The sequence below is a fragment of the Noviherbaspirillum aerium genome (genome assembly GCF_008929045.1).
In the GTDB taxonomy this organism is placed as follows: Bacteria; Pseudomonadota; Gammaproteobacteria; order Burkholderiales; family Burkholderiaceae_D; genus Noviherbaspirillum; species Noviherbaspirillum aerium.
Genome location: NZ_VFAH01000021.1, coordinates 43,602 through 61,898 on the forward strand (window position 1 = coordinate 43,602; position 18,297 = coordinate 61,898).

The following is an 18,297-nucleotide window of genomic DNA, read 5'->3' on the forward strand; positions in this document are numbered from 1 at the left end:
AACTTGCATGGAATTTCCTTGTTTGAGACAGTAACTCATACGACCCCCTGCGCTTTCAGCGCAGCGATGCGCTCCTCCGATATGCCAAGACGCTCTGCGAGCACTTCAGTCGTGTGCTCGCCCAGCGTGGGAGCGGCATGCGTATAGCGAATCGGCGTATCCGAGAAGCGTATCGGATTGGCCAGGCTCGGAATTTCTCCGCCGACGGAATGCGGCAGCGACAGCTTCATCCGACGGTGCTGCACTTGCGGATCTTCAAATACCTGCCGCATGTTGTTGATCGGCCCGCAGGGAACGTTCGCAGCTTCCATCTTCGCGACCCATTCCTTCATGGTGCGGGTCAGCATAGTCTCGGCGATCTGCGGAATCAGGGCGTCGCGATTGATGTTGCGCAGCCCTACCGTGACAAAGCGCGGATCAACAGCCAGATCATTGCGTCCAATGACATGGCAAAACGCGGCATACTGAGAATCGTTGCCGACGGCGACAATGACCTCACCTTCCTTGCAGCGAAAGACCTGGTAGGGCACCATATTCGGATGCATGTTTCCCATCCGCTGAGGTATCTTGCCGGACATGAAATGGTTCATCGCTTGATAACCGTTGATCGCAACGATGCAGTCCAACAGGGCCATGTCGATGTACTGCCCTTCGCCGCTCACGTGGCGATGCTCTAGTGCAGCAAGTATGGCCGTCGTTGCGTACATGCCGGTCAGCAGGTCCGAAATGGCGACTCCACTCTTGATTGGACCGCCGCCGGGTTCGCTGTCGGCATGTCCGGTAATGCTCATCAACCCACCCATGCCCTGAAATACGAAGTCGTAGCCTGGAAGCGCAGCGTAAGGGCCATCTTGCCCAAATCCAGTGATCGAGCAATACACCAGGCGCGGGTTCAAAGGTCGGAGATCGTTATACGAAAGGCCATAACGCGCAAGCGTACCGACCTTGTAATTTTCGACCAGTACATCGGCATCGCGCACCAGTTCGCGAATGATTTCCTGACCTGTTTCCGATGCCAGATCGATGGTGATCGACTTCTTTCCGCGATTGGTGCTCAAATAATATGCGGCGTCGGTGGTGTCGTGACCCTCCGCATCTTTCAGGAACGGCGGCCCCCAGCTCCGGGTGTCGTCGCCAGCACCCGGTCGCTCCACCTTAATCACCTCGGCACCCATATCGGCAAAATTCTGTGTTGCCCATGGACCGGCAAGAACGCGTGTCAGGTCAAGCACTTTCAAGTGTCCCAATGCCGTCTTCATTCCTCTTTCCTGTCTAGTTGCAATGTCACTTGCCGTTTAGGCACGAGACAAAGAATAGTTTGAGCGAGCACCAGCAGTCCAATATTAAATTTTCCTTCTACGATACTCAACTCGTATCACCTCCACATTTATATTGCGCTGCAATATGCATAAAATCTGCTAGAAGGATTTTCCTCTCATACGAATCCGGTATCGTTTTCTATAAATATGATATTGGACATCAGTTACCGTTTTGAATATCCTTGAACAGCTTTCAAACCATGCCCAAAGGATATGCAGATGGCTGACTTTCTACTCTACGAACAAGACGGACACATAGTCACACTGACCATGAACGAGCCGGAGCGCCGTAACCCTCTGACAGGAAACAGCGCAGTCCAGGAGTTCATCGCTGCGATACAACGGATTGAGAATGACCGCAGCGTGCGCGCCGTTATCCTTACTGGCGCCGGGAATGCGTTCTCATCGGGCGGTAACATCAAGGATATGGAGAGGCAGGCATCCGGTGAAGTCACAGGCATGCAGATCCGGCAGGAATACCGGCAAGGTATCCAGAAACTGCCCTTAGCCTTATTCAATCTGGAAGTGCCTGTCATCGCAGCAGTTAACGGGGCAGCCATCGGTGCGGGCCTGGATTTGACTTGCATGTGCGATATACGGATTGCCTCACGGCATGCGAAGTTTGCAGAAAGCTTCGTCAAGTTGGGAATCGTCCCGGGCGACGGTGGCGCCTGGCTGTTGCCTCGCGTCATCGGTCTGTCGCGAGCTGCGGAAATGTCCTTTACAGGCCAGATAATCGACGCTGAACAGGCGCTTGCGTGGAACCTGGTGTCGCGGGTGGTTGAGCCCGAAGAACTACTTCCAACCGCCCGCGCGTTGGCGGAGCAGATCGCTGCGAATCCCCCTCACGCAGTACGGTTGGCCAAACGCCTTCTGCGCGAAGGCATACATTCACGTCTCGATACACTGCTCGAGCTCTCTGCTGCATACCAGGCGCTTTCTCACCAGACTCCCGACCATAGTGAAGCCGTCACTGCCTTCCTTGAGAAACGCGAACCGGTCTTTAAAGGCTGACAGCCGCCAGTTGCCTGGGAACTCGATGCGGGGCAAAGCAGGTATACTGCTGCCCTACGAAAATGTTCCCACCATGGACCTGCGCCGAATTCGTCATTTTGTCGTCCTAGCCGAGACGCTGAACTTTCGCCGTGCGGCAGAACGGCTGCATATGGCGCAACCGCCCCTATCAGTCTCGATCCAGAAGCTGGAAGCCGAGCTTGGCACCAAGCTATTTGTCCGTTCTCCTAATGGTGTTAGCCTGACTCCAAGCGGGGAAGCCGCATTGACAGAGGCGAAGCGGCTGTTATTTCATGGCAGCCAGTTTGCTCAAATTGCTCAAAGCGCCTCTGATGGGACCGGCGGTACGCTACAAGTGGGATTTGTCGGTTCGACTACCTTCGGTATGTTGCAAAAGCTTGTACCTTTGTTTCGCACCGAATATCCCGGTGTTGAATTAATCCTGCGCGAGGCAACCTCAGCACGGATCGTCCAGATGGTCGAGGAAGATTCGCTAGACGTAGGGCTTGTGCGTACGCCATTGTTACGGAGTTCAACCGCAGCGCTGGTGCCGCTCGAACGTGATCAGTTTATTGTCGCCCTACCTCGTGGAAACCGTCTTGTAACGAAAGGATTGCTTTCGCTGGCTGATCTCGCGGATGAATCGTTTATTATGTACACCCGCACGGAAGCTGCGGGTTTGCACAATGCGGTGATGCTTGCCTGTCAACGAGGCGGTTTTCTGCCGCGGATCACGCAAGAAGCGGTGCAGGTGCAAACTGTGCTCGCTCTTGTAGAAAGCGGATTGGGCGTTGCACTTGTGCCATCGGTGATGCAACGGTTCGTCAATGAAAAAATCGTCTACCGGGCACTTATGGATTTTCCGGCAGCAGCGGAGATCGGCCTTGCCCTGATTTACTTGCCTCAACGTGAAAGTGCTGCTGCACGGCGCTTCCGTACCCTTGCCTGCCGTGAGTTTCAATTACCGATGTAGGGCTTCGCTGAATTACAGAGTCTATCAAAATGAACGAAATGCTGCCATAAGCCTCGGTAGAGCGTATCGATGGTGAGGCAACATGGCACGTGAACTGGTTGACGATGAACTATGGGAAATAGTCCAGCCACTGCTGCCGGTCAAACGACGGCGCAAGACCCATCCCGGCCGCAAGCCGCTGGACGACTGGCGGGTATTGACTGGCATTCTGTTCCTGTTGCAGTCTGGGATTCCATGGGAAATGCTGCCGCAGGAGATGGGATGCGGCTCGGGCATGACTTGCCGGCGTCGGCTACGGGCCTGGCAAAAAGCTGGCGTATGGAAGAAGCTACATGGTGTGCTGCTGGACAAACTGCGCGCCGCCGACAAGATCGATTTCTCCCGTGCGGTGGCCGACAGTTCGTCGGTCAGGTCCGTGCATGGCGGAAAAAAACTGGACCGAACCCAACCGATCGCCGTAAGAAGGGCAGCAAGCACCACCTTCTCGTCGATGCGCAAGGCATCCCGGTCAATGTCATTCTGACCAAGGCCAACCGGCATGACGTTACGCAGCTGGTGCCGCTGGTTGATGGTGTACCGCCGATGCGAGGCAAACGCGGACGGCCGTTGAAAAAGCCCAAATGTGTTCAGACTGATCGTGCCTACGACAGTTGTGCTCACCGCCTGGCGCTGGAGCAGCGTGGCATCCTGCATCAAATTGCCAGACGCCGTACCAAGCATGGCAGGAATCTGGGCAAGACCCGATGGGTGGTTGAACGCACCATCGCCTGGCTGCATCAATTCCGCCGTCTGCGGGTGCGCTATGAGCGACTGCCGTCGATTCATGAAGCGTTCCTTCGCTTAGGATGCGCCATCATTTGTTGGCGCATCCTTAAAAAATCATTTTGTTAGACGCTGTTAATACTGCAGTCGTATTTGATGTTTAGGGCGGCAGGCCTAGAATTGTTCAGGATGATGAGCGATTCTAGGAGTAATCATCATGGAAGACTCTGCTCGACAGTATGTACGTGCCGCATCAGATTGGCACAAGTCACTGAACGATCTCGTCAACCGCCTGCCACCCCGGTTTGGGCGTAAGGAAATGCAGCAGCGTGCCCAGGAGTATCTCGAAGGCCTGCTCAAGCCAATCGAACGGAAGAACGGTTGGCAGTTGGCAGTTGGCCGAAGCAATCGGTCAGCCGTCACCGTACAGCGTTCAGCATTTTCTGGATCGTGCACATTGGAGTGCTGATGACGTGCGCGACGATCTGCGTTCCTATGTCGTTGATCACTTGGGGCAACAAGATGCCATTCTGGTGATCGATGAAACCGGATTTCTAAAAAAGGGTATGCATTCGGCAGGTGTGCAGCGTCAATACAGCGGCACCGCAGGCAGAATTGAGAACTGCCAAATCGGCGTGTTCATGGCGTACGTGAGCGATCTTGGCCATACCTTGGTTGACCGCGAACTCTATCTGCCCAAGGAGTGGGCGAGCGACGCAGACCGGTGCAAGGCTGCAAAGATACCGGATGACGTAAGCTTTGCTACCAAGCCAGTCATAGCGGGCAAGATGCTTGAGCGCGCTCTCCAGGCTGGTGTGCCCTTTAGCTGGATAACCGCCGATGAGGTCTATGGCAACTAACGGGCGCTGCGTGTATGGCTGGAGCAAAGTGATTTGCATTATGTGATGGCCGTGGCATCGAATCAGCATGTCTGGAATAACGATCTTCGTCAAATCACCGTTACGGCACTAGCAGCACGGGTGCAGGAGGAACAATGGACTACGCTGTCTGCGGGCGACGGTGCAAAGGGGCCAAGACTGTATGACTGGATCAGAATCCCGGTACTGAGTTGGCAGATGCCAGGCCAGCGTTGGGTGTTATTGCGTCGAAGCCGCAGCGGCGACGGGGAAACCACTTACTACGTCGCTTACACGCCAAAAGACTGTGATCTGCAAACAATGGTAAAGGTAGCGGGATCTCGCTGGGCGGTCGAGGAGTGCTTTGAAAGCGCTAAAGGCGAAGTTGGTCTGGACCAGTATGAAGTACGCAGCTGGCATGGATGGTATCGGCATATTACCTTGGCCATGGCAGCACATGCCTACTTGACAGTTCTTCATGCCTGGGAAATGCCCCGGCCCGCCTATAAAAAAAAGGTTACCGTTCACCCCGCTCGAAGCTTGCGGAAGTCAAGAGCAACACAGAACATCGCTGAGCGGCAGCAATAAACAGTGAGTAAGTGCAGGAAGCGAACAACTCGCAAGCAGTTTGGCGATTCTTACGTTCATGAGTATCGACCTGTCGCAACCAGCGCCGCGTGCGCGCACCCTGGAAGAAGCGCAAGCGCTCATCGATGAGCTGTGGCTGGTGTTGCGTGCGCAAGCGCAACAGATTGAAGACCAGAACCGGCGCATCCAGATTCTGGAAGAACGGTTGCGCATGAACTCGCGCAATTCCTCCACACCTCCCTCGGCCGATCCACAGCGGCCTTCCAGTGGCAAATCACCGTCCGGCAAGAAGCGTGGCGGCCAGCCTGGTCATTCCGGTAAGGCGCGCGCCTTGCTGCCGCCTGACCAAATTACGCACACGCACGACTGCGTGCCCGGCCCGTGCCCGACTTGCGGCGGTGCCGTGCGCATTACCGGTTTGTGTGCACGGCATCAAGTCATTGAACTGCCGCCGATTCGGCCCGTGGTGACCGAGTACCGGCTCCTGGCCGGTGCCTGCTGCGCCTGCGGCCAAGTCTGTGAAGCCGGCTTGCCGCCCGGCGTTTCCCGTCGCGTCACAGGCCCGCGCCTGCTGGCCACCGTCGGCACCCTTACCGGCAGCTATCACTTTGCGAATTCAACCGATCGACGCAACAGATTGGTGAAATCGTTCAGCGGGCGTTTCATAGTTGAGTGTTTTTCTTGGACGCGCATTTAACTGCCTCGCTACCGTATTAAGTTTCGCCTGCGAGTAGCCTGACAGGTCGATACCTTTAGGGAAATACTGTCTTAACAATCCGTTCGTGTTCTCATTTGAACCACGCTGCCAAGGATGATGAGGGTCGCAGAAATAAACTTGTATGTCAGTTGCCAACGTAAAGCGTTTGTGTCCGGCCATTTCCTTACCCCGGTCCCAAGTCAGTGATTGGTAGAGTTGCTCTGGTAGCTTTCTGGCCTGCCTGATCAGGTCATTGATTACCGTCTCGGTATCTTTGCTCGGTACCTTCACCAGCATGACATAGCGTGTCTGCCGTTCTACCAGAGTCGCAATCTGGCTACTCTTGCCACCGCACAGCAAGTCGCCTTCCCAGTGTCCAGGAACCGCTCGATCTTCCACTGCAGCTGGGCGCTCGCTGATCGATACTGTGTCAAGAATTCTGCCGTGATTGAGCGTCTTCTGGGTGTAATGGCGTGAACGGCGCATGACGCGTGTACGCCGCAGATGGGCCAGCAGTTCCTTCTTCAGCGCACCACGGGCCTGAATGTAGAGGCTGCGATAGATAGTCTCGTGTGACACGCGGTGACGCTCATCGTTGGGATACGTATGTTTAAGCCATCCGGCAATCTGCTGCGGCGACCACAGCAATTGCAGCTTGGCAGCCACAATGTGCGCCAATGGCCGGTTCTCCACTAGTCTACAGGTCTTGGGCCGACGTGCTCGATCCCAAGCCGCTTGCTCGGCCTGGGCTGCCCGGTAGGATTCATAGCCGCCGTTGCGCTTAATCTCACGACTGATAGTCGATGGCGCTCGCCCTAGCAAGGTCGCCATCGACCGGATTGAATTACCTGCTGCCAGTGCACGCGATATCTCTTCCCGCTCCGGCAACGTCAGCGCCAGTGCACAACGGCATCGTTGTCGCGGACGTATCCCGCCTGTCTCTGCCAGAATACCTTCTATCGAGGAGTGGTTCCGATTAAACAACTGGGCTATCTGCTGGAGCGACTCGCCCTTCCGCCAGTGTTCCCACATCACTGCCTTCTGGCTTTCCGAGTAGTAAATCCGTGGTCTCTGCTTCATATGCAACACTCCTTCTGCTTGCGCAGTCTTTAGTATGTTGCATCCACCGGTTGAATCCATCCTTGAGCAAGCGGCAGGTACAAGGCGTGCTGGCCGACTTGTTCGGCATCGAGCTGTCGGTGGGCGCCATCAGCGAAGGCGAAGCCGAGATCGGTGCGGCACTGCAGGACATCGTCCAGCAGGCACACGTCCATGTGCAGCAAGCCGGCGTCGTACATGCCGACGAGACCGGCCATAAGCAAGGCGGCTGCCGACACTGGCTGTGGCTGGTGGTGGCCGGCACCGTAGCCGTGTTTCAGACGGCGGCTACGCGCAGTGCGCAAGCGGCCAGGGCGGCACTGGGCGAGCGCTTTGCCGGCATTCTGGTGTCGGATCGCTATGGCGCCTATGCCTGGGTCGAGACAGCGCGCCGGCAACTGTGTTGGGCGCATCTGCTGCGCGACTTCACGAAGATAGCCGAGCGCAGTGGGGAGTCAGGACGCATTGGAGACGAGCTGGTCGCCTGTACGCAGCGCATGTTCCGCTTCTGGCATTGGGCGCGGGACGGCACCTTGAGCCGCAGTATGTTTACTTGCCACATGCGGTTCTTGCGTCATCGCATCGAGGCGCTGTTGCAGCAAGGCGCGCAGGGCCGGCATGCCGAGACGGCGCGTACTTGCCAGCACATCCTGCGACTGCGTCAGGCGTTGTGGAGCTTCGTCGATACACCGGGAGTCGAGCCCACTAACAATCTGGCCGAGCGCACCCTTCGCAGCTTCGTGATCTGGCGGAAAATCAGCTTCGGGACGCAGTCGGTGCGTGGCTCACACTATGTCGAGCGCATCATGACGGTCGTCGGCAGTTGCAAGCTGCAAGGTCGCAATCCGCTTACCTTCCTCACACAGGCCATTCAAGCACATTGGGGAGATGGCGTTGCTCCTTCCTTAATCCAAGACAGCTTCGCCGCAGGGTGAACGGTTACAAAAAAAGAAACCTCAGTCAGCGATGAAATACTGGAAGCAGCTAAGAATGTACTCATCCCACTGACTGTTCCGGAAATCCGCAAACTGCTCTGGCAGCTGGTATGGCGGATGCCACCACCGGTGACGTTCATTATTGCTTGGTCCTTCTGGCGCCGACGACATCAGGCCATTGCTATGCTCTGCCAATATCGCCGACGCGCTAAGGATAAACTCCAACTGTAGTATTAACATCCCGACTAATTTGCATATGGTTCTATTGCCTTGGCGTCCTGATCTCCTTCAGTACTTGCTCCGTATGCTCGCCGACTTTCGGAATCGGCCGCCCAGCGGCGGCCGGTGAGTTTGAAAAGCGCGGCGCCGGATGTGCCTGCAGCAGCCCGTCCTCCACGCTGTAAATGCCGCGCGCGGCGATGTGCGGATGACGAGCCGCCTCCGACGGCGCCAGCACCGGCGCAAAGCAGGCGTCGCTGCCTTCGAGCAGCGCACACCATGCATCGCGCGGCCGAGTCGCAAACAGTGCCGCCAGTTGCTGTTTCTGCTCGGGCCATTGCGATACCTTGTTTTGATTCGCAAAACGCGGATCGTCTTCCAGGCCGAGCTTTTCCAGCAACAGTCGATAGAATTTCGGTTCCAGGGCGCCTACCGTGATGTCGCGCCCGTCGGCACAGCGGTAGCTGGTATACCAGTGTGGGCCGTCCAGCAGTGACGTGCCGCGCTTCTCGCTGCCCAGGCCGCCGCCGATCAAGTCCAGCATCAGGTTCATCAGGTGCGCCGAGCCATCGACGATTGCGGCATCGACCACCTGCCCTTGCCCGCCGCTGCGCGCATTCAGGATGCCGGCCAAGACGCCGACGGCAAGATAGAGCGCGCCACCGCCCAGGTCGCCAACCAGTGTCGGCGGCGCGACAGGCGGCTGGCCGGCTTCACTCGCGTACCAGAGCGCACCCGACAGCGCGATGTAGTTGGCGTCGTGGCCGGCCGTCTGCGCCAGCGGCCCGTCCTGGCCCCAGCCGGTCATGCGGCCGTACACCAGGCGCGGGTTGTGCGCCATGCATACGTCGGGCCCGAGGCCCAGGCGCTCCATCACGCCCGGGCGCATGCCTTCGATCAGCGCGTCGGCGCCCTCGATCAAGCGCAGCACGGTGTCGATTGACGCCGGCGATTTCAGGTCGAGCGCGACCGAGCGCTTGCCGCGCCGCGTGATTGCCGCCGGCAGGTCGCCGCCGCCCGGCCGTTCGATGACGATGACGTCGGCGCCGAGGTCGGCCAGCAGCATGCCGCAGAACGGACCGGGGCCGATACCGGCGATCTCAATGATTTTTACGCCTTTGAGTACGCTCATAGGAATGGTTTCGCTTTTCGGATAAGGCGCCTCCTCCTTAGGGAGGAGGGGGTGTCGTTACTTGTAAAACGTCTCGTCTTTCTCTGCCATCGTTTTCAGTAAAGCGGGGGGCGCGAAACGCTCGCCGTACTGTTTCGCCAGACGTTCGCACTGTTCGACGAACTGCGTGACGCCAACGGTATGCACCCATGAGAGTGGCCCGCCTCGGAACACCGGGAAGCCCCAGGCGAGGATAGCGCCGACGTCGGCATCGCGCGCCGTGGTGAGCACACCCTCTTCCATGCAGTGTACGGTCTCTACCGCCTGCACTGTGACCAGGCGCTCGATCAACTGCTGCACCTCGGGCTGCGCCTTCGCTGGCGGAAACAATTCGCCTAGTCCAGGCCAGAGGTGCTTCTTGCCGCCCTGCGGATAATCATAGTAACCCGTTCCGGCCTTCTTGCCGATGCGGCCGAGTTCCACCATCTGCGCCGCCACTTCGTGGCCAGGGCGCGGCTGGTAGGCGGCGCCGAGGTCGGCACGGGTCTGCTGGTCGATCTTGCAGATCAGCTCGCTCGACACTTCGTCGGTCAGCGCGAGAGGGCCGACCGGCATGCCGGCCATGAGACCGGCGTTTTCAATCAGGGCCGGCGCGACACCTTCCTTGAGCATCGTGAGGCCTTCCAGCACGTAGGTCGAGAACACGCGGCTGGTGTAAAAGCCACGCGAGTCGTTCACTACGATAGGCGTCATGCCGAGTGCCTTGACCAGGTCGAGCGAGCGCGCCAGCGTGTCCTGGCTAGTCTGCTTGCCGACGATAATTTCGACCAGCGGCATCTTGTCGACCGGCGAGAAGAAATGCAGGCCGATGAAATTTGCCGGACGCCCGCTCGCTTCGGCCAGGCCTGTGATCGGTAACGTCGAGGTGTTGGACGCGAAGATCGCGTCGGCGGCGATCACCGCTTCGCTCTTGTTCGTCACGTCGGCCTTGATTGCGCGATCTTCGAACACGGCTTCGATCACGATCTCGGCGCCTTGCAGCAGCGCGTAGTCGGTAGTCGGCACGATGCGGTCGAGCAGGGCCTGCGCCTTGCCTTGCGTAAGCTGGCCGCGTTCAACCTGTTTGGCGAGCAGCGCCTGCGAATACGCCTTGCCCTTTTCGGCCGCTTCCTGCGTCATGTCGATCAGCACCACCTGCAGGCCTGCCTTGGCCGCGACGTAGGCCACGCCCGCGCCCATCATGCCGGCGCCAAGCACCCCGATCTTGTTGTAGCGCTGCACCGGCACGCCGGCCGGGCGCCCCGCCAGTTTGTTCGCCTCGCCCATGCTGAAGAACAGTGTGCGGATCATGTTCTTCGCTTCCGGCCTCATCACCGTTTCCACGAAATAGCGCGCTTCGGTCTGCAAGCCGGTGTCGATGTCGGTGATCAGGCCTTCATACACGCAGGACAGGATGTTGAGCGGTGCCGGATAGTTGCCGAAGGTCTTGGCACGCAGCATCGCGTTGCCGGCCATGAAAACTTGCTGCACCGCCGGCGACGAAACCGCGCCGCCGGGAATCTTGTAGCCCTTGATGTCCCACGGCTGCAGCTTTTTCTCCTGTTGCGCTAGCAGCCATTCGCGCGCTGCCTGCACTTCGCTTCCAGCCGCGACTACCGCGTCGATGATACCGAGCTTCAACGCATCAGCCACCTTCAGGCGTTTTCCTTCCAGCAACAGCGGCAGCGCTTTCTGGATGCCGATCAGGCGCGGCAGGCGTTGTGTGCCGCCGCCTCCCGGCAAGAGACCGAGCGTGACTTCGGGCAGACCAAAGCGCGCTTTCGGATTGTCAGCGGCGACGCGGTAATGGCCGGTCAGTGCCACTTCGAGGCCGCCGCCCAAAGTCGTGCCAGGCAGTGCCATCGCGACCGGCTTGCCGCAGGTTTCAAGCTGACGCAGCGCGCGGTTCAGGCGCATTACGCGGTTGAACAGTTCGCCGGCTTCATCGGCCGACAGCAGCCATTCGAGATCGCCTCCGGCGATAAAGTCGGGTTTGCCGGAAGTCATCAGGATACCCTTGACTGCGGCGTCGGCCACCGCGCGCCCGAGCGCGGCGAACAGTGCGTCGCAGCTTTCGCCGTTCAATACGTTCTGGCTGCGGCCAGACATGTTCCAGGTCAGCGTGGCGATGCCTTGTTGGTCGAGCGTGAAGTCGATCATGTCTAACCTTTCAAATACGTTCGATGATGGTGGCGGTGCCCATGCCGGCGCCTACGCACAAGGTGGCCAGGCCGGTGGAGACGTTGCGCCTTTCCATTTCGTCGAGCAGGATGCCGAGGATCATCGCACCGGTTGCGCCGAGCGGATGGCCCATCGCGATCGCGCCGCCGTTGACGTTGATCCTGTCGTGCGAGACGGACAGCGCCTCCATGAAGCGCAGCACTACCGCCGCGAAGGCTTCGTTCAGTTCCCACAGGTCGATATCAGCGACCGACATGCCGGCGCGCTTCATGGCCTTTTCGGCGGCGTAGCTGGGACCGGTCAGCATGATCGACGGTTCCGAACCGATCGACGCGAACGAGCGGATGCGCGCACGCGGCTTGAGACCTGTACGTTCAGCGACGGCACGGTTTCCGATCAGGACAGCAGCGGCGCCGTCGACGATGCCCGAGCTGTTGCCGGCGTGGTGCACATGTTGCACCTGCTCAATCTGCGGATAACGCTGCTTGATTACGGCGTCGAAACCGAACTGCTCGCCCATATCGGCGAACGAAGCTTTCAACTGGCCGAGCGACTCGATGGTGGTCTCCGGGCGTATCAGTTCGTCGCGGTCGAGGATGGTCAGGCCGTTGCGGTCGGCCACCGGCACCACGGTCTTCGCGAAGTGGCCGGCGTCCCACGCGCGCTGCGCGCGCTGCTGGCTTTCGACCGCATACGCATCGACGTCGCGGCGACTGTAGCCCCAGATGGTCGCGATGGCATCGGCCGACACCCCTTGCGGCACGAAATAGCGCCTGAATGCGCTCTGTGGATCGACCGGCCAGGCGCCGCCGGACGAGCCCATCGGCACGCGCGACATCGCTTCGACGCCGCCACCGACCACCAAGTCGGACTGGCCCGACATCACTTGTGCGGCCGCCATGTTGCAGGCTTCCAGGCCGGAAGCGCAGAAGCGGTTGATCTGGACACCGGCCACGCTCTCGGCGTAGTCGGCGGCCAGCGCTGCGATACGGCCGATGCACGCGCCTTGCTCGCCGACCGGCTCGACGCAACCGAGCACGACATCGTCGATCAATCCGGTGTCGAGGTGGTTACGCGTGCCGAGCGCCCGCAATGCGGTTTCGGCCAGCCGCAGGGGCGTTACGCCATGCAGCGCCCCGTCTTTCTTGCCCTTGCCGCGCGGGGTGCGGACGGCATCGTAGATATAGGCTTCCATTTGCTCTCCTAATTGACTTCCCTCCCCAGCAAGCGGGAGAACGTGATTACAGATTGCGGCTGATGAGTTCCTTCATGATTTCATTGGTGCCGCCATAGATGCGCTGCACGCGTGAATCGGCCCAGGCGCGGGTGATCGGGTATTCCCACATGAAGCCGTAGCCGCCATGCAGTTGCACACAGCGATCGAGCGTGCGGAATTGCATCTCGGTGGTCCAATACTTGGCCATCGACGCGGTCGCCGCGTCGAGCTTGCCTTCCATCAGCAGTTGCAGGCATCGATCGACGAATACGCGCCCCAGTTCCAGGTCGGTGCGGATTTCCGCGAGCGCGTGGGCGACGGTCTGGAATTCGCCGATTGGGCGCTTGAACGCCTTGCGGTCGCGTGTGTACGCGAGCGTCCATTCGAGGCCGGCTTCGACGCTGGCGATCGAGGTGACCGAAATCTGCAGACGCTCCCACGGCAGTTCCTGCATCAGGTATTTGAAACCGTGCCCTTCTTCGCCGAGCAGGTTGGCCGCAGGTACACGCACGTTGTCGAAGAACAGTTCGGACGTATCCTGCGCCTTCAAGCCGGCTTTTTTCAGGCGCTTGCCCTTGGAGAAGCCCGGCATCGAGGTGTCGACCACGAACAGGCTGATGCCTTTCGAACCGGCTTCGGGATCCGTCTTGGCGACCACGATTACGAGGTCGGCGTGCCAGCCATTGGTGATGAAGGTCTTGGAGCCGTTCAGGAGATAGTGGCCGCCATCGCGCACGGCGGTTGTCTTGACGCCTTGCAAATCGGAGCCGGCGCCCGGTTCGGTCATCGCGATTGCACCGATCATCTCGCCGGTGGCCATTTTCGGCAGATAGGTCGATTTCAGATATTCGCTGCCGTAATGCTCGATGTAGGGGGCGACGATTTCCGAGTGCAGGCCGAAACCGAGGCCGGTACAGCCGATGCGTGCCTGCTCTTCCATCAGCACCACGCTGTACAGCTTGTCACCGCCGGCGCCACCGTACTGCTCCGGCATGCTGGCGCACAGGAAGCCGGCTGCGCCGGCCTTGAGCCAGACCTTGCGGTCGACATAACCCTGCTCTTCCCAGCGTTCGTTATGTGGTGCAACCTCGGTTTCCATGAACCGGCGCGCGGCCTCGCGCAGCATCTCATGTTCTTCGGCAAATAGCGTGCGGGGAATCATGCAATGTCTCCTGTCGTGTTATCGAGAAAAGGGCGCTGCAGCAGGAGCGCATCCAGCCATGTACTTCATGGATATCCGCAACCATTGCAAACTAGAAACGCCATTCTCGATTATTTATTGCGGAATCTGCCTACGTCGCGCGCCGCTTCACTCCCCTTTCTGCGGGGTTTTGGGCGACTTCAAATCATTGAAGCAACGGGCATTCTCTCCTGTCGGCTCTGAAAATGTGATAGCGTAAGCTGCCATTGTTATTGCGAAAAATGCCATGCCAGCCAAATCAAGTGCGATGACGGTCCCAATGCGCAGCGCTCGCCGTCTGATCGATGCGGTAACGGCGCGGGGAATAGCGCCCGACGAACTCTTGAGCCGAGCCGCGATCGACCGCAGCCTGCTTGACAGTCCAAGAGTCCGTCTGAGCCTTAAACAGTTTTCCAAGCTCTACGCCGGTATCGTCGGCGCACTGGAGGACGAGCATCTCGGCCTTCATGGCGAACCGACGCGGCCAGGGGCGCTAGAGACGCTCTGCCGTATCGGTGCTACCACGTCGACCTTTGCCGACTGCGTGCAGGTCATCGCCAAGGGATGCAATACAGTGCTTCGCGACTTCAAAGTGGATTGTGTCGCTGGGGGCGGGGAGCTGCAAATCACGTTCCGGGAGCGCCGGAGAGATCTTGAAAAAAGCCTACTCGCTTATGAAATATCCCTGCTGACGATCTACGCAATCCTGTCCTGGCTCGTCGGACAGCGGTTGCCCCTCGTCCTCGCCGACTTTCCCTGCCCGGCTCCCCGCCATCGGCCCGAAATGCGGGCCTTGCTGGCGGGGCCGATACGATTCAATCAGCCACACGCCGCCTTGCGGTTCCCGGAGCGAGTCAACAGTCTCCATATCATCCGCAACGCCGAAGAAATACCCAGGTACATTCGGCGGACGCCCGGCAGCCTTATCGAGACCTTGCTGGTGGGTGACTCTCTTGCCTCTGAAGTCAGGCGCGTGCTTCAGCAAGCCTTGCCCTCGCTCTTGTCACTGCCGCAGGTCGCCGAACGTCTCGCCGTGTCGCCGCGCACCTTGCATCGCAAGCTCGAAGCCGCAGGGGCAGGCTTTCAGCGCATCAAGGATGATTTGCGTCGCGATATGGCGCTTCGTTTTCTGATCCGTGGGGGAACTCCGCTCAAGCAAATAGCGACCCATCTCGGCTTTTCGGATCAATCGACGTTTCAGCGGGCGTTTGCACAATGGACCGGCCTTTCACCGGGCGAATATCGCAAGCGCGCTCAACCGCAAAGGGCAGAAAAAGGCACTGTCACGTTAATGATGGACGCTGGTAAAGTTGGTTGAAGAAGATACCCACTGCCCTTTACCATCGCCGCCGGGTTCCTGGTACTGTCATCAGTTGTGCTGTGCGCCGGTATTTCCGTTTCCAGCTCAGCCTGCGGGACATCGAAGAGCTACTTCTGGAGCGTGGCGAGGTGGTCAGCTATAAGACGATCTGCCGGTGGTGTGACAAGTTCGGCAAGCAGTTCGTCCAGCGCGTCAAGCAGGCGCGGCCGGTGCCCGGTACGACCTGGCATCTGGACGAAGTCTTCGTCAATGTCGTTGGTGAACCTTACCTGCTGTGGCACGCTGTCGATCAGCATGGTGCCGAGCTCGACATCCTGCTACAAAAACGCCGTGACACTGCGGCTGCCAGCGCTTCTTCCAGCGGCTGCTGGCTCAGTATCTGAATGGGCCGCGCAAGATTATCACCGACCAGTTGCGCAACTATCCAGCCGCGAAAGCCGAAATACCGGACCTCGCCAACGTCAAGCATGTATTTGTGAAAGCAGCGGCACGAGTCAACGACCGGGCCGGCATAGCCATCAGCCGACGCGGGAACGAGAGTGGCGTATGAAGGGCTTCGGCTCACTTGGGCGTACCCAGCAATTCTTGTCCAGCTTCGGACCGATCCGGCAGCATTTTGCGATCAGGCGTGAGCATCTGGGCGCCGCGCAACATCGCACTCAGCTGACCAGACGCTTCGCTGCCTGGAACCACATCACCGGAGCCACCCAAAATCCGCCCACCGCAGGATGAGCACCGGTCGACCAGCCCTCACTCCGGTTCCGCGACGTTACTCATGAGTCAGAAATATAGGCGACACTTGGGTGCTTGAAGAACGAGCGTACAAGCGACGGCCTGTTTGCAATATCGGTGAGCTGGGCAGTCACGCGCTGTTCGAGTCTTTCCCCAGCTTGCAGGGCCCGGCGTGCGACACCGGTGCGCTTGGCATGGCTCCATACCAGTTCGTCCGGATTCAGGTCCGACGCGTAGCCCGGCAAATAATGCAGTGTCAGTTTGCCTTTCTTGCTCGCGACATAGTCTTTGACGGCAGCCGTCTTATGCGCTGGCAGCGAATCGAGAATCAGATGCAGTGGCTTTTTGCGCCGATGCATCAACCTCTCGAGCAAGGCCACAAACGACTCTCCCGTCAAGCCGCCTTCATAGGTGGTAAACCAGAATGCGCCCCAGGTCGTGCCTTGCACCGCATCGGCACGAAAGCCGGATTCATCCCAGAAGTAGATGTCGGCCCGTTCTGCCTTTGCGCGCCGCGCAATGGCCGGATAGGTGTCGCGCTGCCAGCGTTCGATTGCCTCGGGATCGCGTTGGTAGGCACGCTGCAGCAGCTTTTGCGGGGTCAGGTTCAGCCACGCGAGCAGCGCCCCAATCGATGCCAGGCTCAGCCTGTGGCCAAATCCCGCTGCACCAGGTCCCGCACAATCTGCCGTGTCCACAGGCCGAAGTCCAAGCCGTACTGCATCGGATTGTTGCCATTGATCCAGCGGAAAACTCGTCGCTCCTGACGCACAGTCAGGGTACGTGGTCGGCCCGTTGCCTTGCGCGCCTGCAGCCGACGCATCCCCGCTCCCCGGCCGTTGGCCTGCTTGAGCCATTTATGAATCGTGGTGCGATTCATGCCATAGCTGACAATCACCGCGCTCACACTTTCGCCTTCGCGCGCCCGCTGTACCGCTATCAGCCGTATCGCTTCCTGCGCCTTGCGATCCAGTTTGCGTCCATCTTTCTTCATGCAAAATCTGACAACACCTGAAACTTTAGATTCCCCTACATGTCGACTTATTTACTGATCAATGAGTAAGTTGACAGTGTCGCTTGTCGTCCAGGTCATTCCTGGAATCGTGACGCGCGTTCCACTTCGCCAGGCAACTGTGAATGACATTTTCCAGTTCGCTCTTCGTCATGTGCTTCACTTCTTTCACTACTCCCATTGCTAGGAATCTCGTCGTTCCCAGCTTTATCTTTTGGTTTAGATAGGGCTCGAAAACGCAACGCTGTCAGTCCATTCCGGGCATGCCGGATGAGCGAAAACGCACGCACGGATATGTCGGCGGAAAGAGAGGCGGCGGTTCTTGATCTATGCCGCGGCGCCTTGCCATCAGTTGTCGGTCCGGGCTTCCTGCTGAAAATCGGCGCCGCCTGCGCCGTCGTCATCGATGAAGGCGCGCGGGTAGAGCTCGGCCCAGGCGGCCAGGATGTCGTCTCGCGGCACGTCCGCGAACACGCCGCGCCCGCGGACATACTCCATGTGTCGGCGACCGGAGGCGTCCAGCGGGTGGAAGATTGAGTCGTTGCGGCCGTCGAATTCCAGTGGCAGGATGCCCACCTTCTGGCACAGCGTCAGGTTGAATGCCGGCGTCGCCTTGACCCAGCGGCCGTCCAGATAGAGATCGGTATAGCCATGGAATGCGAACACATCGGTCTTCATCGCTTCCTTCAGGCGCGCGCTGGTCATATGGTTACGCACGTCGGCAAACCCCAGGCGCGCCGGTATGCCAGCCGCGCGGGCCACCGCCGCCAGCAGCGCAGCCTTGGTGATGCAGAAGCCGCGTCCGGACTCCAGACACCGGCTCGCCTTGAAACCGGCTTCCGAATGATCGATGCGGTAGGGGTCATACAGAAAACCGTCGCGCACCGCGTAATACAGGGCGATCGCCTGACCGGACTGCGAGTCATGCCCCGTTCCGTGTTGTCGAGCAAAATCGATAATTGCAGGATGGTTGCTGTCGACGAATCGGCCTGGCTGCAGGTATTCGGCCTCGACAGGCTGCGATTGAGGCTGCTTATTCATGG

The 18,297-nt window shown here is 59.1% G+C and carries 13 protein-coding genes and 3 pseudogenes; 8 read left to right on the forward strand and 8 right to left on the reverse strand.

Features of this window, described 5'->3' with window-relative positions; all coding sequences use genetic code 11:
• Positions 1-35 precede the first annotated feature (35 nt).
• Positions 36-1,259, reverse strand: coding sequence for a CaiB/BaiF CoA transferase family protein (locus FH061_RS23040; RefSeq protein WP_151638184.1), 1,224 nt, complete (start codon positions 1,257-1,259; stop codon positions 36-38).
• A 279-nt stretch (positions 1,260-1,538) separates the two neighbouring features.
• Between FH061_RS23040 and FH061_RS23045 the strand changes: the two genes are divergently transcribed.
• From FH061_RS23045 to FH061_RS23065, 5 genes and pseudogenes are all read left to right on the forward strand, one after another.
• Positions 1,539-2,333: a crotonase/enoyl-CoA hydratase family protein gene (locus tag FH061_RS23045; protein ID WP_151638185.1), complete on the forward strand. Its 795-nt coding sequence runs from the start codon at positions 1,539-1,541 to the stop codon at positions 2,331-2,333.
• Between the two features lie 73 nt (positions 2,334-2,406).
• Entirely contained in the window at positions 2,407-3,306 is a 900-nt protein-coding gene (locus FH061_RS23050; protein ID WP_151638186.1) for a LysR family transcriptional regulator, read from the forward strand.
• An 82-nt stretch (positions 3,307-3,388) separates the two neighbouring features.
• Positions 3,389-4,197, forward strand: a protein-coding gene (locus FH061_RS23055) for an IS5 family transposase (protein WP_151638187.1) whose coding sequence is annotated in 2 segments (ribosomal slippage) — positions 3,389-3,734 and positions 3,734-4,197 — 810 coding nt in all. Because the reading frame shifts where the segments join, the coding sequence is not laid out codon by codon here.
• An 88-nt stretch (positions 4,198-4,285) separates the two neighbouring features.
• A pseudogene (locus FH061_RS23060) lies at positions 4,286-5,513 on the forward strand (IS701 family transposase).
• Between the two features lie 58 nt (positions 5,514-5,571).
• Positions 5,572-6,210 carry a DUF6444 domain-containing protein gene (locus tag FH061_RS23065; protein ID WP_151638188.1) on the forward strand — a complete coding sequence of 213 codons (639 nt, stop codon included), beginning with the start codon at positions 5,572-5,574 and terminating at the stop codon, positions 6,208-6,210.
• Here FH061_RS23065 and FH061_RS23070 read toward each other — a convergent pair.
• Positions 6,130-7,290: an IS30 family transposase gene (locus tag FH061_RS23070; protein WP_151638189.1), complete on the reverse strand. Its 1,161-nt coding sequence runs from the start codon at positions 7,288-7,290 to the stop codon at positions 6,130-6,132. The genes FH061_RS23065 and FH061_RS23070 overlap by 81 nt on opposite strands.
• On the opposite strand from FH061_RS23070, the gene tnpC reads away from it, so the two are divergent.
• Positions 7,275-8,243 (forward strand): IS66 family transposase, encoded by a 969-nt coding sequence (gene tnpC / locus FH061_RS23075; protein ID WP_192805213.1) that lies wholly within the window; start codon positions 7,275-7,277, stop codon positions 8,241-8,243. The genes FH061_RS23070 and tnpC overlap by 16 nt on opposite strands.
• A 262-nt stretch (positions 8,244-8,505) precedes the next feature.
• On the opposite strand, the gene FH061_RS23085 is transcribed toward tnpC, so the two are convergent.
• The 4 genes from FH061_RS23085 to FH061_RS23100 are packed head-to-tail and all read right to left on the reverse strand — an operon-like array spanning position 8,506 to position 14,171.
• Positions 8,506-9,594 carry a CaiB/BaiF CoA transferase family protein gene (locus FH061_RS23085; RefSeq protein WP_151638191.1) on the reverse strand — a complete coding sequence of 363 codons (1,089 nt, stop codon included), beginning with the start codon at positions 9,592-9,594 and terminating at the stop codon, positions 8,506-8,508.
• Positions 9,595-9,651: 57 nt separating this feature from the next.
• A complete protein-coding gene (locus tag FH061_RS23090; RefSeq protein ID WP_151638192.1) occupies positions 9,652-11,772 on the reverse strand; it encodes a 3-hydroxyacyl-CoA dehydrogenase NAD-binding domain-containing protein in 2,121 nt (706 codons plus the stop codon).
• Between the two features lie 10 nt (positions 11,773-11,782).
• Complete coding sequence (locus FH061_RS23095; protein WP_151638193.1) at positions 11,783-12,988, reverse strand: acetyl-CoA C-acetyltransferase; 1,206 nt, start codon at positions 12,986-12,988, stop codon at positions 11,783-11,785.
• A gap of 46 nt (positions 12,989-13,034) precedes the next feature.
• A complete protein-coding gene (locus FH061_RS23100) occupies positions 13,035-14,171 on the reverse strand; it encodes an acyl-CoA dehydrogenase family protein (protein ID WP_151638194.1) in 1,137 nt (378 codons plus the stop codon).
• A 265-nt stretch (positions 14,172-14,436) separates the two neighbouring features.
• Between FH061_RS23100 and FH061_RS23105 the strand changes: the two genes are divergently transcribed.
• Both FH061_RS23105 and FH061_RS23110 read left to right on the forward strand, forming a co-directional pair.
• On the forward strand, positions 14,437-15,507 hold the full coding sequence (locus tag FH061_RS23105; RefSeq protein WP_151638195.1) for an AraC family transcriptional regulator: 1,071 nt from the start codon (positions 14,437-14,439) through the stop codon (positions 15,505-15,507).
• Positions 15,504-16,242: pseudogene (locus FH061_RS23110) on the forward strand (IS6 family transposase). The gene FH061_RS23105 and the pseudogene FH061_RS23110 overlap by 4 nt, the downstream one beginning before the upstream one ends.
• A 41-nt stretch (positions 16,243-16,283) precedes the next feature.
• Here the strand turns inward: FH061_RS23110 and FH061_RS23115 are convergent.
• Together FH061_RS23115 and FH061_RS23120 are read right to left on the reverse strand one after the other, a co-directional pair.
• Positions 16,284-17,236, reverse strand: a pseudogene (locus FH061_RS23115) (transposase).
• 366 nt (positions 17,237-17,602) lie between these two features.
• Positions 17,603-18,295, reverse strand: coding sequence for a transglutaminase-like domain-containing protein (locus tag FH061_RS23120; RefSeq protein WP_151638197.1), 693 nt, complete (start codon positions 18,293-18,295; stop codon positions 17,603-17,605).
• Positions 18,296-18,297 lie beyond the last annotated feature (2 nt).

What these genes read in the sequence shown, in the direction of transcription:
- FH061_RS23040 (WP_151638184.1), bottom strand. Translation starts at nt 1,259, where the DNA reads ATGAAGACGGCATTGGGACACTTGAAAGTGCTTGACCTGACACGCGTT.
- FH061_RS23045 (WP_151638185.1), top strand. Translation starts at nt 1,539, where the DNA reads ATGGCTGACTTTCTACTCTACGAACAAGACGGACACATAGTCACACTG.
- FH061_RS23050 (WP_151638186.1), top strand. Translation starts at nt 2,407, where the DNA reads ATGGACCTGCGCCGAATTCGTCATTTTGTCGTCCTAGCCGAGACGCTG.
- FH061_RS23065 (WP_151638188.1), top strand. Translation starts at nt 5,572, where the DNA reads ATGAGTATCGACCTGTCGCAACCAGCGCCGCGTGCGCGCACCCTGGAA.
- FH061_RS23070 (WP_151638189.1), bottom strand. Translation starts at nt 7,290, where the DNA reads ATGAAGCAGAGACCACGGATTTACTACTCGGAAAGCCAGAAGGCAGTG.
- FH061_RS23085 (WP_151638191.1), bottom strand. Translation starts at nt 9,594, where the DNA reads ATGAGCGTACTCAAAGGCGTAAAAATCATTGAGATCGCCGGTATCGGC.
- FH061_RS23090 (WP_151638192.1), bottom strand. Translation starts at nt 11,772, where the DNA reads ATGATCGACTTCACGCTCGACCAACAAGGCATCGCCACGCTGACCTGG.
- FH061_RS23095 (WP_151638193.1), bottom strand. Translation starts at nt 12,988, where the DNA reads ATGGAAGCCTATATCTACGATGCCGTCCGCACCCCGCGCGGCAAGGGC.
- FH061_RS23100 (WP_151638194.1), bottom strand. Translation starts at nt 14,171, where the DNA reads ATGATTCCCCGCACGCTATTTGCCGAAGAACATGAGATGCTGCGCGAG.
- FH061_RS23105 (WP_151638195.1), top strand. Translation starts at nt 14,437, where the DNA reads ATGCCAGCCAAATCAAGTGCGATGACGGTCCCAATGCGCAGCGCTCGC.
- FH061_RS23120 (WP_151638197.1), bottom strand. Translation starts at nt 18,295, where the DNA reads ATGAATAAGCAGCCTCAATCGCAGCCTGTCGAGGCCGAATACCTGCAG.